General features: G+C 36.9%; 24 protein-coding genes, 1 riboswitch and 1 other annotated feature. Of the genes, 9 read left to right on the forward strand and 15 right to left on the reverse strand.

Translation table 11 applies throughout. From position 1 onward, the window contains the following. Positions 1 to 53: 53 nt before the first annotated feature. The 7 genes from BN1225_RS05195 to BN1225_RS05225 all read right to left on the reverse strand — a co-directional run bounded on the left by BN1225_RS05195 (position 54) and on the right by BN1225_RS05225 (position 8315). Positions 54 to 794 (reverse strand): esterase family protein, encoded by a 741-nt coding sequence (locus tag BN1225_RS05195; protein WP_041138736.1) that lies wholly within the window; start codon positions 792 to 794, stop codon positions 54 to 56. Beyond that, the gene (locus BN1225_RS05200; protein WP_041138737.1) at positions 795 to 1991 is read right to left on the reverse strand and encodes an ATP-grasp domain-containing protein; all 1197 of its coding nucleotides are present in this window, start codon (positions 1989 to 1991) and stop codon (positions 795 to 797) included. Between the two features lie 178 nt (positions 1992 to 2169). Continuing rightward, positions 2170 to 3096, reverse strand: a complete 927-nt coding sequence (locus BN1225_RS05205; protein WP_041138738.1) for an alpha/beta hydrolase — start codon at positions 3094 to 3096, stop codon at positions 2170 to 2172. A gap of 73 nt (positions 3097 to 3169) precedes the next feature. Continuing rightward, positions 3170 to 5560, reverse strand: a complete 2391-nt coding sequence (gene pheT / locus BN1225_RS05210) for a phenylalanine--tRNA ligase subunit beta (protein WP_041138739.1) — start codon at positions 5558 to 5560, stop codon at positions 3170 to 3172. A gap of 1 nt (position 5561) precedes the next feature. Then, on the reverse strand, positions 5562 to 6599 hold the full coding sequence (gene pheS, locus BN1225_RS05215; protein WP_041138740.1) for a phenylalanine--tRNA ligase subunit alpha: 1038 nt from the start codon (positions 6597 to 6599) through the stop codon (positions 5562 to 5564). Between the two features lie 36 nt (positions 6600 to 6635). After that, positions 6636 to 6840 (reverse strand) — a binding site (T-box leader). An 88-nt stretch (positions 6841 to 6928) separates the two neighbouring features. After that, positions 6929 to 7657, reverse strand: coding sequence for a TrmH family RNA methyltransferase (locus tag BN1225_RS05220; protein WP_041138741.1), 729 nt, complete (start codon positions 7655 to 7657; stop codon positions 6929 to 6931). After that, a complete protein-coding gene (locus BN1225_RS05225; RefSeq protein ID WP_041138742.1) occupies positions 7635 to 8315 on the reverse strand; it encodes a M48 family metallopeptidase in 681 nt (226 codons plus the stop codon). The genes BN1225_RS05220 and BN1225_RS05225 overlap by 23 nt, the downstream gene beginning before the upstream one ends. Before the next feature lie 54 nt (positions 8316 to 8369). On the opposite strand from BN1225_RS05225, the gene sspI reads away from it, so the two are divergent. After that, entirely contained in the window at positions 8370 to 8570 is a 201-nt protein-coding gene (gene sspI / locus BN1225_RS05230; RefSeq protein ID WP_041138743.1) for a small acid-soluble spore protein SspI, read from the forward strand. A gap of 14 nt (positions 8571 to 8584) precedes the next feature. On the opposite strand, the gene BN1225_RS05235 is transcribed toward sspI, so the two are convergent. From BN1225_RS05235 to BN1225_RS05250, 4 genes are all read right to left on the reverse strand, one after another. Beyond that, positions 8585 to 8965 (reverse strand): hypothetical protein, encoded by a 381-nt coding sequence (locus BN1225_RS05235; protein WP_041138744.1) that lies wholly within the window; start codon positions 8963 to 8965, stop codon positions 8585 to 8587. Next, entirely contained in the window at positions 8962 to 9774 is an 813-nt protein-coding gene (locus BN1225_RS05240; protein ID WP_041138745.1) for a hypothetical protein, read from the reverse strand. Before BN1225_RS05240 ends, BN1225_RS05235 begins: the two co-directional genes overlap by 4 nt. A gap of 53 nt (positions 9775 to 9827) precedes the next feature. After that, complete coding sequence (locus BN1225_RS05245) at positions 9828 to 10949, reverse strand: S1C family serine protease (protein WP_041138746.1); 1122 nt, start codon at positions 10947 to 10949, stop codon at positions 9828 to 9830. A 180-nt stretch (positions 10950 to 11129) separates the two neighbouring features. Then, complete coding sequence (locus tag BN1225_RS05250; RefSeq protein ID WP_052466360.1) at positions 11130 to 12203, reverse strand: M42 family metallopeptidase; 1074 nt, start codon at positions 12201 to 12203, stop codon at positions 11130 to 11132. A gap of 183 nt (positions 12204 to 12386) precedes the next feature. Here BN1225_RS05250 and BN1225_RS05255 point away from each other — a divergent pair, with 183 nt between their 5' ends. The 3 genes from BN1225_RS05255 to BN1225_RS05265 all read left to right on the forward strand — a co-directional run bounded on the left by BN1225_RS05255 (position 12387) and on the right by BN1225_RS05265 (position 15261). After that, positions 12387 to 12821: a DUF3887 domain-containing protein gene (locus BN1225_RS05255; protein WP_041138748.1), complete on the forward strand. Its 435-nt coding sequence runs from the start codon at positions 12387 to 12389 to the stop codon at positions 12819 to 12821. Between the two features lie 153 nt (positions 12822 to 12974). After that, positions 12975 to 13724: a MurR/RpiR family transcriptional regulator gene (locus BN1225_RS05260; protein ID WP_041138749.1), complete on the forward strand. Its 750-nt coding sequence runs from the start codon at positions 12975 to 12977 to the stop codon at positions 13722 to 13724. A 58-nt stretch (positions 13725 to 13782) separates the two neighbouring features. Continuing rightward, positions 13783 to 15261: a glycoside hydrolase family 1 protein gene (locus BN1225_RS05265; RefSeq protein ID WP_147585179.1), complete on the forward strand. Its 1479-nt coding sequence runs from the start codon at positions 13783 to 13785 to the stop codon at positions 15259 to 15261. 160 nt (positions 15262 to 15421) lie between these two features. On the opposite strand, the gene BN1225_RS05270 is transcribed toward BN1225_RS05265, so the two are convergent. Then, on the reverse strand, positions 15422 to 16132 hold the full coding sequence (locus BN1225_RS05270) for a DNA alkylation repair protein (RefSeq protein WP_041138751.1): 711 nt from the start codon (positions 16130 to 16132) through the stop codon (positions 15422 to 15424). 102 nt (positions 16133 to 16234) lie between these two features. Then, a riboswitch (TPP riboswitch) is annotated at positions 16235 to 16343 on the forward strand. Between the two features lie 44 nt (positions 16344 to 16387). Here BN1225_RS05270 and tenA point away from each other — a divergent pair. The 4 genes from tenA to BN1225_RS05290 all read left to right on the forward strand — a co-directional run bounded on the left by tenA (position 16388) and on the right by BN1225_RS05290 (position 20214). Continuing rightward, positions 16388 to 17059 carry a thiaminase II gene (gene tenA / locus BN1225_RS05275; protein WP_041138752.1) on the forward strand — a complete coding sequence of 224 codons (672 nt, stop codon included), beginning with the start codon at positions 16388 to 16390 and terminating at the stop codon, positions 17057 to 17059. After that, entirely contained in the window at positions 17052 to 17876 is an 825-nt protein-coding gene (gene thiM, locus BN1225_RS05280) for a hydroxyethylthiazole kinase (RefSeq protein ID WP_041138753.1), read from the forward strand. The genes tenA and thiM overlap by 8 nt, the downstream gene beginning before the upstream one ends. Beyond that, positions 17863 to 19287, forward strand: a complete 1425-nt coding sequence (gene thiD, locus BN1225_RS15185) for a bifunctional hydroxymethylpyrimidine kinase/phosphomethylpyrimidine kinase (RefSeq protein ID WP_041138754.1) — start codon at positions 17863 to 17865, stop codon at positions 19285 to 19287. The genes thiM and thiD overlap by 14 nt, the downstream gene beginning before the upstream one ends. Before the next feature lie 105 nt (positions 19288 to 19392). Continuing rightward, positions 19393 to 20214, forward strand: a complete 822-nt coding sequence (locus BN1225_RS05290) for a formamidopyrimidine-DNA glycosylase (protein ID WP_041138755.1) — start codon at positions 19393 to 19395, stop codon at positions 20212 to 20214. Between the two features lie 128 nt (positions 20215 to 20342). Here BN1225_RS05290 and rplT read toward each other — a convergent pair whose 3' ends face one another. The 3 genes from rplT to infC are packed head-to-tail and all read right to left on the reverse strand — an operon-like array spanning position 20343 to position 21476. Continuing rightward, a complete protein-coding gene (rplT, locus tag BN1225_RS05295; protein ID WP_041138756.1) occupies positions 20343 to 20696 on the reverse strand; it encodes a 50S ribosomal protein L20 in 354 nt (117 codons plus the stop codon). Between the two features lie 15 nt (positions 20697 to 20711). Further along, on the reverse strand, positions 20712 to 20906 hold the full coding sequence (rpmI, locus tag BN1225_RS05300) for a 50S ribosomal protein L35 (RefSeq protein WP_041138757.1): 195 nt from the start codon (positions 20904 to 20906) through the stop codon (positions 20712 to 20714). A gap of 18 nt (positions 20907 to 20924) precedes the next feature. Beyond that, the gene (infC, locus tag BN1225_RS05305; RefSeq protein ID WP_041138758.1) at positions 20925 to 21476 is read right to left on the reverse strand and encodes a translation initiation factor IF-3; all 552 of its coding nucleotides are present in this window, start codon (positions 21474 to 21476) and stop codon (positions 20925 to 20927) included. A gap of 237 nt (positions 21477 to 21713) precedes the next feature. Between infC and BN1225_RS05310 the strand changes: the two genes are divergently transcribed. Continuing rightward, entirely contained in the window at positions 21714 to 23048 is a 1335-nt protein-coding gene (locus BN1225_RS05310) for an RsmB/NOP family class I SAM-dependent RNA methyltransferase (RefSeq protein ID WP_041138759.1), read from the forward strand. Positions 23049 to 23149 lie beyond the last annotated feature (101 nt).

Raw genomic sequence — 23149 nt, forward strand, 5'->3', positions numbered from 1 at the left:
CCCGACAACGGGACTTTTTCTTTACAAAAAGACAAAGCAAATTTGCTTTGTCTTTATTTTAATATTTCTTCTAAAAAGTATGGGAATTGTTTCTGCCACCAAGGCCAATCATGATTGACATCTTTTCCCCAGATATCGATCCAAGCCGGAATTTTTTTCGCATACAGCAAGTCTCTTAGCTGATAGGTACTTCTAAGCATTTCATCTTCCCAAGCACCTTGACCGCAACTGATGATAATCTTGCAATGACGATACTGTTCAACATAAGGATGATCGATCGGCATTCCCATTAAATAATAAACCGGTGTATTATCATAAACGTGTTCATCGCAGAAGTCCTGAAAGAAAATATCGGAATCATAATAACCGCTCATTGCGATGGTTCCTAAGAATAAATCAGGACGACGCAGCATGAAATTAACCGCATGACTCGCTCCCATCGAACAGCCAACCGTAATAATCCGTTTGCTTGAACGGTTGATTTGACGAATCCTTGGTACTAATTCATGACAGATATAATAATACCATTGTTCATGCATATAGATCCGATGAGCCGGATCACCGCTTTGATTGCTCCATGTTTCTTTATCAATGCTGTCACAGCAGAAAACCTGAACGATACCACGATCGATTTTATCCTGTATAGTCGCGATCATACCAAAGTTTTCAAAATCAAAGAAATGACCATCCTGAGCCGGAAAAACCAATAACGGCTGTCCGGCATAACCGTAGACTTTAAACTCCATCTGCCTTTGCAGACAGGGACTGTATTCTTTATAATAGTGTGTATCCATTTAAGCTCCTTTCTGCTCGTGAATAAAGTGAATAAATTCTTCAACCTCCGCCAAAGTTTCAAAACGAGCGGTAAACATTTGATTTCCCATTGCTCCGGAAAGAATATCCGGCATTCTTTCACACATCACCATATGACGATAATATCGATCCATGATTTCTTGATAATAATGCTGATACTCTTTCGTATCTCGCTGACTGGCATAAACACAGTAATAAGGACGTGATGAGCGGTCAAAATGACTTTCATCATTTAATACCATATCTGCATAGATCGAATAAACATCAATATTATTGGCATAATTCATCATATCTGTTGTATAGCCCCCAGGCGGACGCATATTTACTTCCAAGCCAATAATTTCACCTTTTTTTCCTAATCCTATTTTATCTTCGTTTAATCGGAAAAATTCACAATGAAAGAAACGTCTTTGACTATCGAAGGCAGCCACCACTTTACGTCCTGCACTTTTAACGTCCTCAGGAATATCGCGCAATGAATAGTACGCTAAATCTTGTTGTTCATTGACGATATTCATGATTGGCTGAGGAAACACATGGCTCGTTTCAAATAGCACTTCTCTTTTTGAATTGGCAATTCCATCATAAGAAATAATCGTCCCATCAACAAATTCTTCCATAATATACGGAACATCCGGCAAATGAGCATAGAAATCCGCTAATGCCCGATCGTCATCAAGTCGGTAGGTTTTTGCTGCCCCTACCCCATTATTAGGTTTTACAATCACCGGATATCCAACTTCTTTAATAAATGTCTTTCCTTCTTCTAATGTGGCAACTAAATGATAACGTGCACTTTTTACCCCTGCTTTTTCATAGTAGTGCTTCATCTCTGATTTTAGTTTAAACTCGTTGATATGCTGTATCTGCATTCCGGTCGTAATATTAAATGCAGTACGTAATCGAGCATCCATTTCCAACCAGTATTCATTATTTGATTCCAGCCAGTCAATCTTTCCGTATTGATGAATAAAATACCCCATTGCCTTAATCATTTGCTTTTCATCTTCCATATCATCCACACGATAATATTCTGTGACAGATTGAATCAGTTGATCCCCTAATGCATCATAAGGCGTATCCCCGATCGCCAACACATTGACACCACGTCGTTTTAACCGATCACAAAAGTGCCAATAGTTTTTTGGAAATTGAGGTGAAATAAACACAAAATTCATCTTACACCCCTCCTTTGTTTTATTATACCATGAACTTTAAATAAGTAACTATCTAATCTTTCTTTTTTAAGCCTTTACATTTCTTATAATTTGTCTTTTTAAGAATTTAAAGAAAAAGATCTGTACGCAGTACATCATCCCTATACGATTAGAAAGGATAATCCGCGTTAACAGATCTTTATTTTATGTAATGATCAATAAATTCAAATACTTTTAAATAATAATAAGGTTTCATTTGACTTAAAGCATGACCTGCTCCGGATGCCGTAATGATTTCTTTAGGGGCAACACAGGCATTGTAGTTTTCAAACACCATAGTAAAAGGAACAAAATCATCTTCCTGTCCATGGATAAACAACGTTGGTGTTTTGGACTTGCGTAATTGTTTGATCGTATCTACTTCACCGATCGAATAGCCTGCTTTGCTGCGCATCACACAATCAATTCCCGCTAAAACACTAATCGGCGGCAAATGATAAAGTTTTTTAATCTGATCCGCAAAAACATCATAGAGATTTGAATAGCCGCAGTCTTCAATCGCACATACCACATTGCTAGGTAAATCCTCACCGGTTGTCATCATGACAGTTGCGGCTCCCATGCTGATTCCATATAATACGATTTGAGCTGATGGATAGCGCAATAAAATATGTTCGATCCATTTCACGATATCCAGACGATCATGCCAGCCCATTCCGATATAGTCCCCTTCACTGCGCCCATGACCGCGACAGTCCACAATTAATACGTTAAACCCTCTGTCATAAAATTCTTTCCCGTTTTGATAGACATACTTTGCTTCGCTTTGATATCCGTGAACGATGATTACCCATTTATCACTGCCGGGATTTAAAAACTGATATCCGGCTAGTTTTAAATGATCAAAACTGGAAATATAAACAAAAGCATGCTCGGTCGTTTTCGCCCACTCTTCTCCTGCCTGACGTCTCGAATCAAGGACACTGTAATCTGTTTCATCTTTTGTTTTTGCCGGCTTGTTGTGTCCTTTTAATACATTATTATACAAGCGCTGACATAATGAAAAATAAGTGATGCTGACACCGGCAAATGCCCCTAGTGCAAATAGTGTTTTTTTCTTATTCATATGTGACTCCTTTTTATCTCTCTTTTTCTTAGTATAACACAAAAAGACACACAATAAAGTATGTCTTCTTATTTTAACCTCTTAAAATCGCCTGATGTTCTTTCTGCAAAGCCGTTAAAATATTTGTTAAACAATCATTGATCTCTGCTTCTCCCAATGTTTTTGCAGGATCTTGGAAAACGAGATTGATTGCAATCGATTTTTTACCTTCTTCGATATGTTCCCCTTGGTAAACATCAAAAATGACCGCTTCTTTTACTAAACGCTTGCTTGCACGTTTTATAGTACGAATCATCGCATAGGCTTCTTCTTTAACGTCTACGACTAAAGCAATATCACGAGACACACTTGGGTATTGCGGCACTGCTTCATATTTTAATTTCTTCGTTTTTAATTCCGCAATCACATTCAAGTTTAATTCTGCCACAAACGTATCGGCAATATCATATTTTTTCGCCATTGTTGGATGTACCTGTCCGATATATCCGACTAGCTGCTTATTGATATATAAATATCCGCTGCGTCCTGGGTGTAAGTATGGATGATCGCTTTCAACACGTTGTAAGATATAACGGGATTCTTCAATCCCCAATTTCTTGAAAATCGCTTCCACAAACCCTTTCACCAAATAGAAATCCGCTTCTTTGCTTATCTTTTGCCATTTATTGACTAAATAAGTACCGCTGCAAGCAATGCCTAACGTACATACTTCACAGTCTTTTGAATACGTATTGCTGATTTCAAAAATATTGACATCTTTATTTGAACGTGACTGATTATAGTTTACAGCCTGAAGCAAACTTGGCATAACAGATTTACGGGTCACGCTTCTTTCCTCTCCTAAAGGTGACATCAAGCAGACATTTTCATCTTTATGGAAATAATTGAAGTCTTCGACAATAGCCGGTGAAACCAAGGTGTACGTAACTACTTCCTGCAATCCAAGATCAGATAATAAGTTTTTGATCAGCATTTTTCTTTGCTGAACCGGTGTACGCACTCCGGTCGTAGATGCCATTACCGGCAGTGTTGACGGAATATGATCATAACCATATAAACGTGCCACTTCCTCTACTAAATCCGCTTCTAAGGTAATATCATGACGATGAGTCGGTACATTCACAATAAATTTTCCATCAGTTCGTGTATAATCAAATTTTAAACTATCAAAAATATCCGCAATTTCTTTAGTGGTAATCGCTGTTCCTAACAACTCGTTCGCACGATTTTCACGTAAGCTGACTTGGATAGGTTCAGGTTTCACTCCTGTTTCTACACTGTCATAAACTTCACTTGCTTCTGAAAGTTCCACTAACAATTCGGCAACGCGATCTAAAGTATGAAGACTGCTTGCGGTATCAATCGCATTTTTAATAAAACGCTGTGACGCATCTGTTAATAAATTTAAACGACGTGCTGTCTTTCTTAAGCTGGCTCCATTGAACGTTGCCACTTCAATGACAATATTTGTACTGTCATCTTCGATCTTTGTTGAATCTGATCCCATGATTCCGGCAATACAACCCACATCTCCATCGACACAAACGATCACGTCTTCTTTTTCTAACTGGTATTTTTGCCCATCCAGTAAAGTAGCTTGATGATCTAATCCCGTTTTTACGATAAATTTCTTTTCTTTCATCTTATCATAATCATACATGTGGATCGGCTGACCGGTTTCCAACATCACATAGTTGGAAATATCCACAACATTATTAATCGGCTTGATGCCGCTTGCCATCAATGCTGTTTTCAGCCATTGTGGCGACTCATGTGTTTTAACCCCTTTTACTAATTTTGCTCCGAAATATGGGCATTTTTCTGTTTCTGTTGCAACTTGGATATCCCCTTTACCAACAGTTTTGACTTTAGCTTTAGGCAATGTCACTTCACGTTTTAAAACGGCTCCCACCTCATAGGCAAAAGCAATCAATGACATACAGTCTGCACGATTTGGTGTTAAAGAAATATCTAAAATATCATCATCCAATCCCAGATAAGACAGTGCCTCTTCTCCGATTGGCGCATTTTCATCTAAAATTTCAATTCCAGCTTTTTGTTCTTCACTTTGGAAACGAGCATCAATTCCAATCTCACTTAATGAACAGATCATTCCGTTAGACGCTTGACCGCGAATCGTAGATTCTTTGATCTTTAATCCCCCGGCTAATTCACATCCCGGCAAAGCGACCATTACTTTTTGTCCAGCCGCTACATTAGGTGCCCCACACACAATTTGATTGACAACTCCGGGAGCCACCTCTACCTGACAAACATGTAAATGATCAGAATCCGGATGCATAATGCATTCCTTGACATAACCGATCACAAGATCTGTCCCATAGGCTAATTTTTCAATGCCTTCTACTTCAAATCCGGCAGCGGTAACTAAATCTGCTAATTTGGAAGGTTCAATGTCTTTTACTTGTACATATTGATTTAATACATTTAAACTTACTTTCATATTAAGAGTCCTTTCTATTAAATTGATTTAAGAAACGTAAATCAGAACTATAGAAATGGCGAATATCATCAATCCCATATTTCAGCATTGCGACACGCTCAAGTCCAATCCCAAAGGCGAAGCCTTGGTATTTTTTTGAATCAAAACCACACATATCTAATACTTTAGGATTGACCATCCCGGCTCCTAATATTTCGATCCAACCGGTCTGTTTACATATTGAACATCCTTTTCCTCCGCAGCTGAAACAAGAAATATCTACTTCTACTGAAGGTTCCGTAAATGGGAAGAATGAAGGACGGAAACGGATTTCTCTTCCTTCGCCAAAGATTTTATCTGCAAAAACCTGCAGTGTTCCTTTAAGGTCTGCCATAGTAATATTTTCATCAATCACCAATCCTTCACATTGAGTAAACTGATGAGAATGGGTGGCATCATCATCGTCTTTACGATATGTTTTGCCCGGACAAATGATTTTGATCGGTCCTTTCCCTTTTGCTGATAGCAAGGTACGCGCTTGTACCGGTGAAGTATGAGTTCTCATGACCGTATTTTCATCAATATAGAATGTATCCTGCATATCACGTGCGGGATGATCTTTAGGCAAGTTTAGCAACTCGAAGTTGAAATGGTCCAATTCTACTTCGGGTCCTTCGGCAATCTGATATCCCATTCCTAAAAACAACTCTTCCATTTCTTCCTCAATCATCGTTAAAGGATGTTTCGTTCCTTCATGAACATGGAAAGATGGCAGCGTAATATCAATCACTTCTTCTGCTAATTTTTGATTGATTGCCGCAGCTTCTAATTTTACTTTTGCTTCATCGATTGCAGCGGTGATGGCTTGCTTCACTTCATTAGATACCTGTCCAAATGCCGCACGTTCTTCCGGCGCCATTGTTTTCATTGATTTCATCGCCTCTTGGATCGGCCCTTTTTTCCCAAGAAAATGGACTCTTAAATCATTCAGCACTTTTAAGTCAGGACATGCTTCAATTTGACTTAAAGCATCTTCTTTGATTTTTAATAATTCATTCATATGCATTCTCCTTTACAAATAAAAAAGTCATTCCTAAATAGGAACGACTCTATGATCGCGGTACCATCCTAATTCATAATCAAAAAAATGATCATGCCCTTAATTCACGGTAACGTCGTGTAACGGCGAGGATTGGTCGCACTCCAAGGTGAATTCAATATATTCCTTGTAGGAAACTCTCAGCAATGTTTCCCTCTCTTAGACAATTCCTATATTTACTAATCCTTATCTTCGTTTTTATATTTCCCATTATAGCAAAATTCCCGATAAAAACAAGAATCTTTTTTTATAATCCATTAAAGTTTGACCGCTGATGACCGTTTTAAACCTTACTTTGAATAATGATACATCAAAATCCCACCGGCTATCGCAACATTCAATGATTCGGCATTTACAATCGGGATATAAATATTCTGATCGGTCAGTGACAACAAGTCTTCACTGACACCATTGCCTTCATTGCCTAATAAGATAGCCAGACGTTCCTGAAAGTTGACTTCCTGAATCGCCTTGCCATTTAACAAGCTGGTGCCATACACGCTAACCCCATCGTTTTGTAATTGTGAGATTACAGTTTTTAAATCTTGCTTGATACAGTGGATATAAAAAATGCCGCCCTGCGAAGCACGAATAAACTTATCATTATACAAATCCACGCTGTTTAATCCTAAGATTACCTGATCATAACCAAAGGCTACCGCTGTTCTCACCAATGTGCCAATATTTCCCGGGTCTTGAAGATCATCTAATAATAAATAGCGCTTTCCTTCTTTCATTAAGCTATTGTCCCCTTGCATTTTACATACTGCAATAATCGGCTGCGGTGTTTCGACCGAGGAAAGACGACTGATAATGTCATCACTTACTTCTATGACATCTACAGATGCATGTTCTACCGGAGACAAGGCTAAAATGGTTTCTGCAACACCAGCTTTCAAGGCTTCTTCTACCAGATGTTCCCCCTCTACAAGATAGCGCTGCTGCTGATCACGATACTTTTTCTTTTTTAATTTCATGATTTCTTTAATTTTGGGGTTATTGACTGAGGTTATTTTCATATTGTTCGCCTTCTTTCATAATAATTTTATAATCCGGAATCCACTTTTCAATTTCCGCATAAAAAGCCGGAGAATGATTGGGATGAATAAAATGACAAAGTTCATGGACAATGACATAATCAATAAAGCGTTTATCCTTATGCACTAAAATAGGATTAAAAGATACTTTATTTCGCTGATAAAAACACGCGCCATAGCGTCGTTTGGTTTTCTTTAATTCGATGGTCGGTACAGGGAAACGCGGTTCTTTTTGACAATAATAATCGATCATCGTTTTAATATAATGATATAAATAGTCCTGTAAATAGGAGTCCAGTACTGTTTTGATATTTTTCGAATACACAATGAAGCGATCCCCTTTGATGACGACTTTTGGCACATTCATATCTCGTAAAATAAGCAAATAGCGTTTACCTAAAAAATAAACATAGCCGCCATCCTGATAAACAACATCGGGCCGATAGTTTTGGATCTTATTTTTGATCAATTTAAACCGGTCCCTCAAAAACTGTTCGATAATGGGCAAAGGACAATAAAAAGGAGCACTGATTTTTATCTTCCCGTTATCAATTCTTAAATACACATTTTTAATCTTTTTATAATGGATGAAGTATTCGATTTCTTCGTTCTCTATCCATAATGTTTTTTTTATTTCCATATGATTATTTCCTTATTTATATGTTCATACTACGTAAGAAAGGAGTGACGTATCATGGATATTCGTGAAGCAGTCCATCATCGTTTAAAAAACGCTTCTGCCAATGAACTGAAAAGTGTCATCAATGATAGCATCCATTCTCCGGATGAAGCTGTTCTTCCCGGTTTAGGTGTTTTATTCGAAGATTATTATAACACATTAGATGCTTCAGGGCAGGCAAACCTTTGTAATGTACTTTCTTCATTATTAAAATAAGCACATGTCAGTGCTTATTTTTTCTTTAATAAATACTGCTGATAAGCAATATGCAGCATCACTGCAACTAAAAAGAAGATTCCTATCAGTTTAAACAATCCAAAAACCGGCAGGAAATAACCTATTATCACTAATATAAAACAAATCCAAAAAGCAATAAAACGCTGTTTTTCTTCCATTGCATCATTTAGCGTATTCCAAAGCTCCCATAAGACAATAACAAATAAAACCAGCACTCCATAATAAGTCAAAGAATAGATATCCCCGGTAAATAAACGACGAGCACTGTTCATAAAGTCAACACGATAATATCCGGCTAAATCAATAATAAAGGCCAAGGATACGACCGCTAAACCAATGCCGATATTTTTTAAGATATATTGGAGATCTTTCATGATTTCACCTCATTTACTTTACTTAAATTAATACTGAAGGCAAGATCGTTTTCTCCCTCTAATACAATCACGATACTTAAATCTAAATTTTGAAGCAGGATATCTTCCGGCATCTTCACATCGATACGGTCCGTTGAATAATGATTAAACATCTCATCTAAAGTTCCCACTTGTTTATAGAACACCACATATTGATCATTATTCGTTGATTCCGGTTTTTTATAACGATACTCAATACGGACATTCTCGTATTCTTTTTTCCATTGCTCGATATTGGCACAATTGATGCTGCCTAATTGAATCCTGTTTTTATAGACATACAATTCTTTTACCGTAAAATCTTTATTTTGACCTGTATAAACATTTAATTCTGATGGATTTAACGGAATGGATAGCGTTTGTCCGGTCGTTTTATTTTTAATTTCCAAGGTCAATTGCCTGACGGACGCCAAAAACTTACCTGTGATTAAATCCAAATCGTAATGATACAAATCTTCTTTTTCTAAGACATGATCAAAAGAATGATCATCCACCAACGACGTCATTTCGATTTCATCACCCTCATGTATAAAGGTTTCATCTTTGATAACGACTTTCGCTTTGCCCAACTGGTAGCCCTTTTCATTTTCGACTAAACTGTAATAATCGACAGAGGCACTATCATCGCGTCCATAATAGACTGACTTTTGATAGACCTTTGTCTCATATGTATGGAATACAAAGTTTTTATATTGTGTAATCAGTGGAAATAACAGCACGGCTAATAATAGAACTGCCACCGATAAATGCGTCTTATTTATTTTTTTCATTTTATCACCGTCTCCATTATACTATATTTCCGCAAAATAAAAAGTCGTAATTTCTACGACCTTTCACTTTGTTCACCTAATGTGACACTTAATGTAACGCTCTTACCACCGCGGTTAACGATGACTTCAACCGTATCGCCCGGCTGTTTTGCATATAAGGCTTTCACGAAACTCTTATAAGTTGTGATTTCCTGACCATCGAATGATGTAATGACATCTCCGGTTTGGATTCCGCCTTTGCTGGCAGCTGAACCATCGGATACACTGGCTACATAAACCCCATCACTCGCTGTTGTATTGATCTTATACATTCTTAGTTCATAGCTAGTAAGATCACTGATGGATAATCCTGAGATTCCTAATACCGGTCTGGCAATCTTTCCGGTAGCTTTGATTTGTTCGATATCTTGGATTACTTGGTTAATCGGTAAGGCAAATCCCATCCCCTCAACAGAAGTATCCGATAATTTCATAGAAGTGATTCCCACTAATTCTCCGGCAAGATTCACTAAAGCACCACCACTGTTTCCCGGATTAATCGCTGCATCGGTTTGAATAACGGACATTTCCCAGTCCTCAACCCCATCACCGTTTAAATCTACGGAAACACTGCGGCTGTTTGTTGAGACAACCCCTTGAGTAACTGTTCCGGAATATTGGATTCCCAATGGAGACCCTACTGCCAACACTGTTTCTCCCGGATCAAGTAAAGAAGAATCGCCAACTTTAATCGCCTTCATTTCAACATCACTGGTTAATTTTAATAAAGCAATATCACTGTATTGGTCACTTCCTACCAAAGTTGCTTCAGCAGATTCTCCGTTACTGAAAACGACTTCAATCTGGCTGGCTCCACTGATCACATGATGATTGGTAATGATATATGCCTCATTTCCGTTCACTTCATAAATCACACCGCTTCCGCTTCCCGCTAACTGAGAATTAGAATACACCTGAATTCCCACTACGCTGTCTTTTACCGCTTCTACGGCATCCACTGCATTTGTTTTAATATCACTCACTACATTTTGGACAGTCGTATTGGTATTTTGCGTATTGTTGTTGTTTTTATTATTTTGCAGACTCTTAACTGTCGTAAATAAATAGATATTAGAAGCAATCAAAGCAATAACGATCATTGCTAATAGGTATTTAAAGATATTTTTGTTTGTCATAATTTACCTCCTATTTAAGTGTACCCCTATTATAGCGAATATATATAATAGTAGCAAACTTTCTTATTTTTTTCACTCATATCGTATAAAGAAATTAACAGGAAATTATTTTTAAACTGTGTGAAATTGTCGAAAACTTTAAAAATATCTTAAGAAACAAAAAAGAAGACCCTTTCGGATCTATCTTTTATCTGCTTTGATTTCTTCTAATAATTCCGGTGTCAAACGTTTACAGAACTCCGCTAATACTTTTACAGTCGCATCATAATCATCTTCATGAATGATGGTACGATGTGAATGCATGTAACGTGAAGGAATAGATAATGTCATGTTCACTACCCCAGCCCCTACTTTATGCAGTTCACCTGAATCTGTTCCCCCAAATGGAAGTACATCCAATGCGTAGCTAACATTTAATTCTTCACAAATTTTTTCCATTTCTTTTAATAATCCGGTATGTGCAATGACGCTTCCGTCTAATACTCCTAATGTGACACCGCATCCTAATTTAACGTCACTCTTTTCCCCATCAGGAAGATCTTTAGAAAAACATACGTCAATCGCAAAAGCAACATCCGGCTGAATCATTTGTCCTACTGTTTTAGCTCCTCTTAGCCCTACTTCTTCCTGTACGGTTCCGCAAGCATAAATATTCGCAGATGTTTCTACTCCTTTTAAAGCTCTTAAAACATCTGTCGCAATAGCGGCTCCTACACGGTCGTCCCAAGCTTTTGCCATTAAATATTTTGGATTCGCTAACGGCAAAAATTCTGAACGAGGTGTAATTGGATCTCCGATACGAATTCCCAATGCCGTTACTTCTTCTTTATTGGCTACCCCAATATCCAAGAATGAATCTCCCGGAGCCGTTACTTTGTCACGAGCCTCAGGTCCTTTCCCATGAGGTGGGATAGATCCGAAAACACCCACGATTTCTTTACCGTCACGAGTGGTGATATTGCAAGTATGGGCAGGGATATTTTGTCCCATCCAGCCACCGATTGGATGAACTTTGATATATCCGGCATCGGTAATTTCTTTAACCACAAAACCGATTTCATCGATATGACCGGTCATTGCTACTTTTAAATCCGTTGTTCCCTTTTTGATGCCGATAATACTTCCGATATTGTCATAAACAATTTCATCTGTACAATCTTCTAAATATTTTTTCATTACACGTGTTGCTTCTTTTTCAAAGCCGGAAATCCCTTTAGCCATAGTGATTTCTTCTAAAAATTTCAAGTCTGCCATAAAAGCCTCCATTTCTTATATCAATAAATTTATTTATATTTTATACTATATCACGAAAAATTTATAAATAAAAGCGATACAGCTCGATTCATATAATAATAAAATATTTTAAAATAATATAAATAATATAGTTGCATAAAATTATTTAGATAGTATAATAATAAGTAAGAGGAGGGGTTTTAGATGAAAAAACTCAAATTATTATTAGCATGCTGTGTATGCACACTTGCCTTAGTCGGATTAGCAGGATGTTCAAAGGGGAAAGACACAAGTAAATTAGTAAAGGGAACGAAAGAAGAAGTTGCACTTTCTATGGCAAATGATTTTAAGAATGATGATTACACCGATTTCTATGAAAAATATACATTTAGTACCAACTTAGAAGATTTAGCTAAAAGCGGACGTGTAAAGTCCATCTTAGAACCGACGTTTAATACGTTAGGAACTATTTCCGGATTTGAAGCTTCTTTTTCAAGTGACTCAGCAAATTACACGGTTGTTCAAATACCTACCCATTTTGAGATGGGAGATTTGAATATCGCTATTACCTTTGATAGTGAAGACCGTATTTATAATATTTCTTTTATGCCTTATGCTACCAGCCTAGAAGAAGAATAACGTCGCACCTTATTGATGGCTCTCATTTGAGAGCTTTTTTTATGAGGATTACCGCAAAATTCTCCTTAATCTGTATGCTTTTGCAAAATTAGCTTTTATGATATAATAATTTTATTTTAAAAACATGATCCCTATTTTAACGGAGGTGAACATATGCAGCAGTTAATCTATACCCTGCTTGCTTATCTAAATAATTCAATCACACAAGACATCAATTATCATATTGCCAAGAATCTATTGGAAAATATAAATATCATTAAAACAATGTCTTTAGAAGATCTCGCTGTACAATTAAATGTATCGAGCAGAACCGTGAATCGTTTCTGTCAAAAGATTGGTTATCATAACTTCTCCACATTAAGAAAGTTCACTCTTCAATCAGAAAAACAAACTTATCATTATGAGCAGGACTCCACTTCTTTTCATTCTATTCTTCTACAGCACTTTAAAATCATTGACCAAATTACACAGGCGGAATATATCGCCATTAGTCAAATGATCAATGCCGCACATCATATTTATATTATCGGTTTTGAAAAACATCAGATGATCGCTTTAGAATTCCAAAAACAATTATTTGAATTAGGCAAGATATGTAAATGTACCATGAATTATTATCAACAATTTTATGATATTGAAAATTCTACTTCTGAAGACTTAATTATCTATATCTCTATAAAAGGAATAGCCGTAACCCATAACGGTGGTTTTTATCAATGTCTAAAGAAGAGTGCTTCCAAAAAGATTCTCATCACCTTTAACCCAAACTTATGTACAGATTGTTTTGATCAAACAATTTTATGCGGTGATCTCCATCACGATGATTCGAGTGAATATGCGTTATTACGCTTTTTCAACCTTCTTATTAATCAATATCATATCTATAAAACTGGACTGAAGTAGTCCAGTTTTTTCAACGACAACTATGTATAATAAGTTATGTAAAGAAAGGGGAATGAAAATGAATTTTCCAAAAGATTTTCTATGGGGCGGAGCTACCGCCGCTAATCAATTTGAAGGAGGCTATAATGAAGGAGGAAAACTAGATTCAACGGCTGACCACTATATTCTAGGATCTAGAAAAGCTCCAAGATTATTTACCGAAAAGATTGACAAAGCAAAATACTCTTATCCTTCACATTCGGCAAGTGATTTCTACCATCATTATAAAGAAGACATTGCTCTTATGGCAGAAATGGGATTCAAATTATTTAGAATGTCGATTAACTGGTCTCGTATTTATCCGCATGGAGATGATAAAGTGCCTAATCCATGTGGGATAGAATTCTATCGAAATGTATTTATAGAATTAAAGAAATATAATATCGAGCCGTTAGTGACAATTTCTCATAATGAAATGCCGTTTCATTTGGCTAAAACATATGATGGGTGGCTAAACAGAAAAACTATCCAATTTTATCTGAATTTTTGTCAGACGATTTTCTCAGAATATAAGGGCTTAGTGAAATACTGGCTTACCTTCAATGAGATTAATTGTCTAACCCAAAAAGGCACCGGTTATTTTTCTGCGGGGATTTACTCAGTATCAAATAAAGATTTAGGTAGTGGGGTTATTGAAAATATAAGTGAACGTAATGCCAGAATTCAGCACGATGACTTAGTCAAACAATATCAGGCATTACATCATCAGTTCATCGCAAGTGCAAAAGCAGTCAAGCTTGCCCATACAATAGATCAGAATTATCAAGTAGGATGTATGATTGGGGGCATTTGTCAATATCCATATACATGTCGCCCAGAAGATATGCTGTTAATTCAAAAAGAAAGAAGAAATTCTCTTTATTATTGTGCAGATATTCAAGTAAAAGGGAAATATCCAAGTTATTCAAAGCGCTTCTTTAAAGAAAACAACATTTCAATCCAAATTTTAGAAGGTGACGAAGAAATTTTAAAAGAAGGCACCGTCGATTTCTTTTCCATGTCGTATTATTCTACAGGATGTGTGACAACTGAAAAAAATGAGAATTTGGCATTAGGCAATTTAGCCTTCGGTATTTCCAATCCCCATTTAAAAACCAGCCAATGGGGTTGGCAGATTGATCCAAATGGATTGAGATATTTTTTAAATGAAATTTACGATCGCTATCAGTTACCTATCATGGTGGTTGAAAACGGATTAGGACAAGTGGATGTATTGGAAGCAGATCATACCATTCATGATGATTATCGCATCGATTATATGCGTCAACATATTAAAGCAATGTCCGAAGCAATACAAGATGGTGTAGATTTAATCGGTTATACGGCTTGGGGATGCATTGACTTAGTTGCCGCTTCAACCGGGGAAATGAAGAAAAGATATGGCATGATTTATGTCGATGTCGATGATTATGGAAAAGGATCATTCAAAAGATATAAAAAGGACTCTTTTTATTGGTATACATCCGTCATTAAAAGTAATGGAAACATTTTAGAGTAATATTTTTTAGTGACCTACGTATATGAACTGATCGATATGGCACTTTTATAGCTGTATTGGATTAAGGCGTTTTATCCAGTCAAAAAACGCCTTTTTTCTTAGCCTTAAACTTTCATATATTTTAAATACCATTATAAAAATAGTGTCCCACAACGAAACACTATTTCTTGCCCATTTGCGTATGTGTAGAAATCAGACGCTGTCTGCCCTCTACTTTTACTAAGTTTTCCAATTCTTTTAAAGCGTCTTTACCGATCCAAACCTGTGTCTTATTGCCATGATCGATCAATTCATGAGCTAACAGCAGTGCTTTTTCATTATAATTAAAATCACGTTTGCCAATTTCTCTTAATGCCCATGATACTGCCTTTTTCACATGTTCACGTTCATCCTCCGAATTTTCTTTAATGGCTTCCAAATAATGAGATAACACGTCTTCATCTATTTCTTTTTGGTGAATGGCAGTGGAAGCGATCAACGTAAAAGCCGCTCGTTTTTTATATGTTTCCTTTGTTTCTGCCCAACGGTCAATCAACACTTCGTAACCTTTGATCTTAATAATCAGATTCTTACAGAGATGGTCACATAAATCCCATGAACGGACGTCCTCCATCAAATCCTCCATCTGATCTAATGTCACTGTTTTCTTATTAAAGAGAAGCACAGCTAATAATTTAGCTTCATGATACCCGGTATTCCATAATTCTTTTGCCAGTTCATCCGACTTTGGCAATGTTTTTGCAAGTTTGCGAATCTCACCGGTAGAAACACCAATACTGTTTTCTTCCGGTATCCCCATTTTAATGACATTCGCTTTATATTTTTCTGTTGCCATCATTTGCAGTTCTTTTATTATTTCCTGACTATCCATCTTCATACCTCCTGAATCTATCCTATCATTATTTATTTTATAAGTCATTAACTAACGAGGAAAAGAAAAACTTATTGAATAAATCAAATATAAAGTTATAATAAAGATGTGAGCGGGAGCCTGTAGGCAGGCTGAGAGGGAATGACTTAACATTCCGACCGATAACCTGATTTGGATAATGCCAACGTAGGGAATCCTTAGATGTATTTTTAGGACGAGCCTATTTGGGTTCGTCTTTTTTGTTAAGGAGGAATTATGACATTTTTAGAGACATTAATCGAAGAAAACAGGCAAATATGGCAGCAGTATCTGGAACACCCCTTTATTAAGAAAATGGCGGATGGCAGTTTAAAGCTAAGTATATACCATCATTATTTAATTGAAGATACACTCTATCTAAAAGAATTTGGCAGAGTGTATGCCTATGCTTTATATAAGGCAGATACCCTACAGCAAATGCGTTATTTTTATGAAATGTTATCGATCGTCCAAAAAAACGAAGCTTACAGTCGGATTCAGCATCTTCAAGAATTAGGAGAAGATATTGATGAAATTGAAAACAGACGCCCTCACCCGATTAACGCTGAATATACGGCCTATATGTTAGAGATTGCCAAAAGCGGAGATGTGGCCGATGTTTTAGCCGCCTCTTTGCCTTGCATGGTCAGCTACTATTTCATTGCCGATTACTATGTGAAAAAATCAAAGCATGTCCTTGATCATCACTTTTATGGGCAATGGTTTAATGACTACAGCAATGCCTCTTACGCCTACTACATTTCACGTTGGGCAGACGTATTTCATCAGCTCAGTGAAACAATCAGCAAAGATCACAAAAACAAACTAAGAAAAATATTTAAAGAGTGCTCTCTCCATGAATTAAAATTTTGGGATATGGCATATCAGAAAGGAAAAGAATATGTTTAACGAAATAAAAGAAAATGTAAAAAAAGAACACCCCTTAGTTCACTGCATTACTAATTATGTCACAGTCAACGATGTCGCCAACATGATTTTAGCCGTCGATGGTTCTCCCATTATGGCAGATGAAATCAAGGAAGCTGCCGACATCACTTCCATCACCAACGCTTTAGTCATTAATATCGGAACATTAAATCAAACCAAGGTCGAATCCATGATTGCCGCAGGTAAAAAAGCCAATGCGCTTCATCATCCTGTCATTTTAGATCCGGTTGGTGCCGGTGCTTCAACTTATCGTAACGAAGTGACCGAGCGTCTTTTAAAAGAAGTTCAATTTAGTGTCATTAAAGGGAATATATCTGAAATTAAATGTATCGCTCAAAAAACAAATACAACTTCCGGGGTGGATGCCAATGATGAAGATCTGGTAAATGAAGATAATCTCGAAGAAGTCATTGCTTTTGCCAAATTGCTGAGTCAACAAACAAAAGCCGTCATTGCGATTACAGGTCCGATCGATATCGTCTGTGATAAAGAACATACGTATTTGATAAAAAACGGACATCCGATCATGTCAAGAATCACCGGAACCGGATGTATGCTTGCCGGAGTGATCGCCGTTTATGTTGCCGCCAATCAAGAAAAGCCGTTAGAAGCCACTGCTTGTGCCATTACGATGATGGGAATTGCCGGTGAACTCGCCAACGATAAAATGCAAATTCAACAAAGCGGTACAGCTAGTTTCCGTACATATTTAATTGATGCCATGAGCACGATGGACATGGATACTTTAACTGGGGGAATGAACATTGAAATTCAATAGAAATGACTTAGGATTATACTTAGTCACTGATCAGCGTTGGCTTCATGGACGTTCTTTAGCAGAGGATGTCCGTCAGGCAATCCTTGGTGGGGTAACTATGGTACAGCTTCGTGAAAAAGAACTGAATGATGATCAGTTTATAGAAATAGCCAAAGAAATCAAAGCATTATGTCAAGAGTATCGCGTTCCTTTTATCATTAACGATAATATTCAAGTCGCTTTAGCTGTGGATGCAGATGGGGTGCATGTCGGACAAAGCGATATGGAAGCCTCAAAAGTAAGAGAACTGATTGGTCCTGATAAAATTTTAGGGGTCTCTGCTCATAATATTGAAGAAGGTTTAATTGCAAAAGCCAATGGAGCAGATTACTTAGGCATTGGTGCCATGTTTACCACAACTTCAAAAGAAGATGCCACTTTGGTCTCAATGGAAACCATGAATGCAATTATGGAAGCGACACAGCTGCCCGCAGTTGCGATCGGCGGCATCAGTATAGACAATCTCTCTAAGTTCAAAGGGACTTCAATCGATGGGATTGCCGTGATTTCCGCTATCTTAGCACAGGAAAACATTTACCAAGCCGCTTATGATCTCCGCTTAGGCGTTAACACCTTTCTGCGCAGTCAAATAAAAAAAGTGCTGACTATTGCCGGTTCTGATTCCAGTGGAGGTGCCGGTATTCAAGCCGATTTAAAAACAATGTGTGCTTTACATACTTATGGCATGAGTGCCATCACCGCTTTAACTGCTCAGAATACTACCGGTGTCTATGGCATTATGGATACCACTCCGGATTTTCTTAAGAATCAGTTAGACTGTATCTTTACTGACATCTACCCGGATGCCATCAAGATCGGCATGGTAAGTCAGCCTAGTCTAGTTGACTGCATTGCCGATCAATTGATTCGATATAAAGCAAAGAATATTGTATTAGATCCGGTAATGGTATCAACCAGCGGTTCACAGTTAATGCAAAATGAAGCAACTGCCAAATTATTAGAACGTTTAATTCCTTTGGCAGATATTATTACTCCTAATCTAAGTGAAGCCGAGGTCATTTCACAAATGAAAATCCAGACCAAAGATGAGATGATCTTAGCGGCGAAGAAAATCAGCCAGCACTACAGCGGATATATCTTAATTAAAGGAGGACATTTTGAAGGTAATGCCGATGATCTTGTTTATTATCAGGGAACATGCACTTGGCTTTCTGCACCAAAATTAAATAATCCGAATACGCATGGAACCGGATGTACCCTTTCTAGTGCTATTGCCTGTTTTTTAGCAAAAGGAGAAAGTCCAATGGAGGCCATTATTCACGGAAAAGAATATGTCTATCAAGCTATTGCTTATGGAATGAATTTAGGAAACGGGCGTGGACCGCTCCATCATTTATGGAATTCAAAATAAAACGACTTCATTCATAAAGTCGTTTTTTTATCCCTCAAAACACCGCAATAAAAAGCAATAGATCCTACTGAGATTTTGTTATAATAAAGGAAAGGAGGCATTACGATGATTGAATTACCAGAAGCATTCAGCATTGCTGCTGATTTAAGAAAAACGATTCTCAATAAAAAAATTATTCACGTTGGCGGCCATTTTACTGACCATAAATTTACTTTTTATATGGGAGACCCCAATCAATATAACCAACTTCTCACGAATAAAATGGTCACTAATATTGTGGAACGATATTTCTATGTGGAAATACAGATTGAAGATTATACATTATGGTTTCGTGACGGTGCAAATCTGCGTTACTGCCAAAATCAGCCGCTGCCTAAAAAAAGCAAGCTGCTGCTTGTTTTTGATGATGGAAGTTATCTCAATATGACTACTTCAATGTATGCCGCCATCGGCTCATTTAAAACAGCAGCGGGTTGTGATCATCCCTATTATCAAACTGAACTTCATACAATCGGACCTCTACACCCTGATTTTACTTATGCACATTTTAAAAACTTATTGAATGAACAGACACTAAAACTCAGTGCCAAAGCCTTTTTGGCAACGGATCAGCGTATCTTAGGTGTTGGAAACGGATCAGTACAGGATATTTTATTTCATGCACGTCTTCACCCTAAAAGAAAAATGATAACCGTTAATGAAAACGAATTAAAATGTCTTTATGAAAGCTTAATAACCACCTTAAAAGCCATGATTGCCGCACATGGCAGAGATACAGAAAAAGATATTTTCAACAGGTCCGGAGGTTATCGGACGCTTCTTAGTAAAAATACTTACAAGTCGCCTTGCCCTGTTTGTCATCACCCATTATGCAAGGAACAATACTTAGGCGGAAGTATCTACTACTGTCCGCATTGTCAAAAATAATTTGTCTAAATCATCATTAGGAACTCACTTGCCCGATCGTTCCTTTTATTTTTTCCTTATCCATACTCAATCTTATCGCCTTTACAAGTCAGTCGTTTATAAAACAAAAAAGAACCCGAAGGTTCTAATTAGTTAGCTGCTTTTGCTTTTTCTACGATTGCAGTGAATGCTTCAGGATCACAGATTGCGATTTCTGATAACATTTTTCTGTTGATTTCGATACCTGCAACTTTTAATCCATGCATTAATTTAGAATATGAAATATCATTCATTCTAGCTGCTGCATTAATACGTGCAATCCATAATTTTCTCATTTCACGTTTTAATGCTTTTCTATCTCTATATGCGTACTCTAATGAGTTCATTACTTGTTCATTAGCTGTTTTATATAAAGTATGTTTTGATCCGTAGTAACCTTTAGCTAATTTTAAAATTTTCTTTCTTCTACGTCTAGTAGTATATCCACCTTTTACTCTTGCCATGTTTTCGACCTCCTATTAACCTTGTAATCTAGATTTAATTCTCTTGTAATCGCTCTTAGAAACTAAAGTAGCTTTAGCCAAATGTTTCTTTTGTTTATGCGTTTTGTTATGAGATAAATGTGATACGTAAGCATGGCTACGTTTCAATTTTCCACTTGCTGTTCTTTTAAGACGTTTTTTTAATCCACTGTGTGATTTCATTTTTGGCATAGTTAAATCCTCCTAATTTTATTTCTTCTTTGGTGCTAATATAGCCGTTAATGTTCTGCCTTCTAATTTAGCAGGCTTCTCAATGACACTATATTCCTGACATTGAGCAACAAAATCATTAAGTATCTTTTCACCAATATCTATATGAGCTAACTGACGACCTCTGAAGCGGACACTTACTTTCACTTTATCTCCATCAGATAGCCATTTGATTGAATGTTTTAATTTTGTATTAAAATCGTGAACATCAATCGTTGGTGAAAGCTGTGCTTCTTTTAATGTAACGATCTTTTGATTTTTCTTCATTTCTTTTTGTTTCTTCTGTTGTTCAAAACGATATTTACCATAATCCATGATACGGCAAACCGGCGTTTGTGCTTTAGGGGCAACACAGACTAAATCTAAAGATACATCTCCTGCGATACGTAAAGCTTCATTACGAGATTTAACACCTAACTGTTCACCATTTTGATCAATTACAAGAACTTCTCTAAAACGAATTTTTTCATTCACTAACTCATCAGAACCAGTGTTGATATACTTATTATTGCTAATAAAAGCCACCTCCATTGTGCTTGTTATAAAATAAAAAGTGAGTTTACGTACGCGCACCCACAGTCATATCAAATAAGATAAATTGTTATCTTGTGACATTAGCCCAAAGCCTTCGGCAATCGGGCGAGAAGCAGGCACTTCTTCTTTCCACTACTTTTTACTTAGACATAATATCAAATTGCCATGATATTGTCAATACATTTCTTGTTTTATTTTGATTATAGATGTGATATAGTTTTAAAAGGTGATAGAATGAATCCATTATTTATAGAACGTATGAAGAAATTACTTAAAAATGAATATGAGGATTTTGCCAATGCGTTAAGTCAAAAACAAGTCAAGGCTCTATATTTTAATCCTAACAAGCAGAATTTAGAACCGCTGATTGAAAAATTCCAATTAAAAAAGCACCATTTTGTGAAAAATGGGTATTATTTTGATCATGAGCGCTTTCCATTAGGAAAACACCCTTATCATGACTGTGGGTTGTATTATATTCAAGAACCCAGTGCCATGATTGTTGCGTCTTTATTAGATGTCCAAAAAGACGACTATATCTTAGACATGTGTGCGGCTCCGGGCGGAAAGACTTGCTATGTGGCCAGTCAGCTTAGGCAAACTGGTCTGGTGATTGCCAACGATATCAATGCCACTAGAGCAAGTATCCTTTCTTCTAATGTAGAACGTTTTGGATTAAACAATACAATCGTGACTAACACGGCTCCCGGACAACTGACAAAACAGTTACCGGAGTATTTTGATAAAGTAATCTTAGATGCCCCTTGTTCAGGAGAAGGCATGTTCAGAAAGTTAGATCAGGCGATGGAAACATGGTCATTGGATAAAGTAAAAGAATGCGCACAGATTCAAAAAGAATTGATCGAACAGGCATATGTTGCTTTAAAACCGGGGGGTATCTTAGTTTATTCCACTTGTACTTATGCTAAAGAAGAAAATGAAGAGGTCGTAGATCATTTACTTGCTTTGCATGAAGATATTCACTTATTGCCGATTCCTTTACAACATGGTATGATGCCGGGAATCGATCACAAAGAATGCTGTCGGCTTTATCCGCATAAACATTTTGGCGAAGGCCACTTCATTGCTTTATTTCAAAAAGAAGACAACAACAAGAAACGTCATCGTGCTGCTTGTGTGGAATCGACAATAAAGAAAGATCAGTTGGTCTTACTGAAGCAATTTTACCAAGAGCATTTAAAAATTGATGTGCCTAACTGTATTTTTGACTCACAGCAGCATCTTTATGCGATTAAGCCTTATTTTCCGCAACTGACAAAAGTAAAAATTCTGCGTCAGGGACTTTATTTAGGAGAATGCAAGAAGGGACGCTTTGAACCCGGTTATGCCTTGTCTCATTGTTTAGAACAAAGCATGGTTAAACGTTATTATCAATTCGATGCGCAAAGCAAAGAAATACAGCAATATTTAAAAGGAGAAACTTTAGAAGGAACAGGTCAAAAAGGATATGGAGTTCTTTATGTTGACAGCTATCCGCTAGCCTTTTATAAGGAAAATAATGGCATCGTCAAAAACCAATTTCCTAAAGGCTTAAGAAAACAGTATTAATTCTTTAGAATTTTTTTAGAATTTTACCCCGCTATTCTTAAGACATGTTCGATATAATGCTTTACAGATACAGTCTCCTTTCCTTATAAATACCAAGCACA

This window comes from Beduini massiliensis, from assembly GCF_000829905.1.
Lineage (GTDB): Bacteria > Bacillota_I > Bacilli_A > Erysipelotrichales > Coprobacillaceae > Beduini > Beduini massiliensis.

Excerpts from the sequence above, each read along its gene's own strand:
- BN1225_RS05195 (WP_041138736.1), bottom strand. The coding sequence starts at position 794 with ATGGATACACACTATTATAAAGAATACAGTCCCTGTCTGCAAAGGCAG.
- BN1225_RS05200 (WP_041138737.1), bottom strand. The coding sequence starts at position 1,991 with ATGAATTTTGTGTTTATTTCACCTCAATTTCCAAAAAACTATTGGCAC.
- BN1225_RS05205 (WP_041138738.1), bottom strand. The coding sequence starts at position 3,096 with ATGAATAAGAAAAAAACACTATTTGCACTAGGGGCATTTGCCGGTGTC.
- pheT (WP_041138739.1), bottom strand. The coding sequence starts at position 5,560 with ATGAAAGTAAGTTTAAATGTATTAAATCAATATGTACAAGTAAAAGAC.
- pheS (WP_041138740.1), bottom strand. The coding sequence starts at position 6,599 with ATGAATGAATTATTAAAAATCAAAGAAGATGCTTTAAGTCAAATTGAA.
- BN1225_RS05220 (WP_041138741.1), bottom strand. The coding sequence starts at position 7,657 with ATGAAAATAACCTCAGTCAATAACCCCAAAATTAAAGAAATCATGAAA.
- BN1225_RS05225 (WP_041138742.1), bottom strand. The coding sequence starts at position 8,315 with ATGGAAATAAAAAAAACATTATGGATAGAGAACGAAGAAATCGAATAC.
- sspI (WP_041138743.1), top strand. The coding sequence starts at position 8,370 with ATGGATATTCGTGAAGCAGTCCATCATCGTTTAAAAAACGCTTCTGCC.
- BN1225_RS05235 (WP_041138744.1), bottom strand. The coding sequence starts at position 8,965 with ATGAAAGATCTCCAATATATCTTAAAAAATATCGGCATTGGTTTAGCG.
- BN1225_RS05240 (WP_041138745.1), bottom strand. The coding sequence starts at position 9,774 with ATGAAAAAAATAAATAAGACGCATTTATCGGTGGCAGTTCTATTATTA.
- BN1225_RS05245 (WP_041138746.1), bottom strand. The coding sequence starts at position 10,949 with ATGACAAACAAAAATATCTTTAAATACCTATTAGCAATGATCGTTATT.
- BN1225_RS05250 (WP_052466360.1), bottom strand. The coding sequence starts at position 12,203 with ATGGCAGACTTGAAATTTTTAGAAGAAATCACTATGGCTAAAGGGATT.
- BN1225_RS05255 (WP_041138748.1), top strand. The coding sequence starts at position 12,387 with ATGAAAAAACTCAAATTATTATTAGCATGCTGTGTATGCACACTTGCC.
- BN1225_RS05260 (WP_041138749.1), top strand. The coding sequence starts at position 12,975 with ATGCAGCAGTTAATCTATACCCTGCTTGCTTATCTAAATAATTCAATC.
- BN1225_RS05265 (WP_147585179.1), top strand. The coding sequence starts at position 13,783 with ATGAATTTTCCAAAAGATTTTCTATGGGGCGGAGCTACCGCCGCTAAT.
- BN1225_RS05270 (WP_041138751.1), bottom strand. The coding sequence starts at position 16,132 with ATGGATAGTCAGGAAATAATAAAAGAACTGCAAATGATGGCAACAGAA.
- tenA (WP_041138752.1), top strand. The coding sequence starts at position 16,388 with ATGACATTTTTAGAGACATTAATCGAAGAAAACAGGCAAATATGGCAG.
- thiM (WP_041138753.1), top strand. The coding sequence starts at position 17,052 with ATGTTTAACGAAATAAAAGAAAATGTAAAAAAAGAACACCCCTTAGTT.
- BN1225_RS05290 (WP_041138755.1), top strand. The coding sequence starts at position 19,393 with ATGATTGAATTACCAGAAGCATTCAGCATTGCTGCTGATTTAAGAAAA.
- rplT (WP_041138756.1), bottom strand. The coding sequence starts at position 20,696 with ATGGCAAGAGTAAAAGGTGGATATACTACTAGACGTAGAAGAAAGAAA.
- rpmI (WP_041138757.1), bottom strand. The coding sequence starts at position 20,906 with ATGCCAAAAATGAAATCACACAGTGGATTAAAAAAACGTCTTAAAAGA.
- infC (WP_041138758.1), bottom strand. The coding sequence starts at position 21,476 with ATGGAGGTGGCTTTTATTAGCAATAATAAGTATATCAACACTGGTTCT.
- BN1225_RS05310 (WP_041138759.1), top strand. The coding sequence starts at position 21,714 with ATGAATCCATTATTTATAGAACGTATGAAGAAATTACTTAAAAATGAA.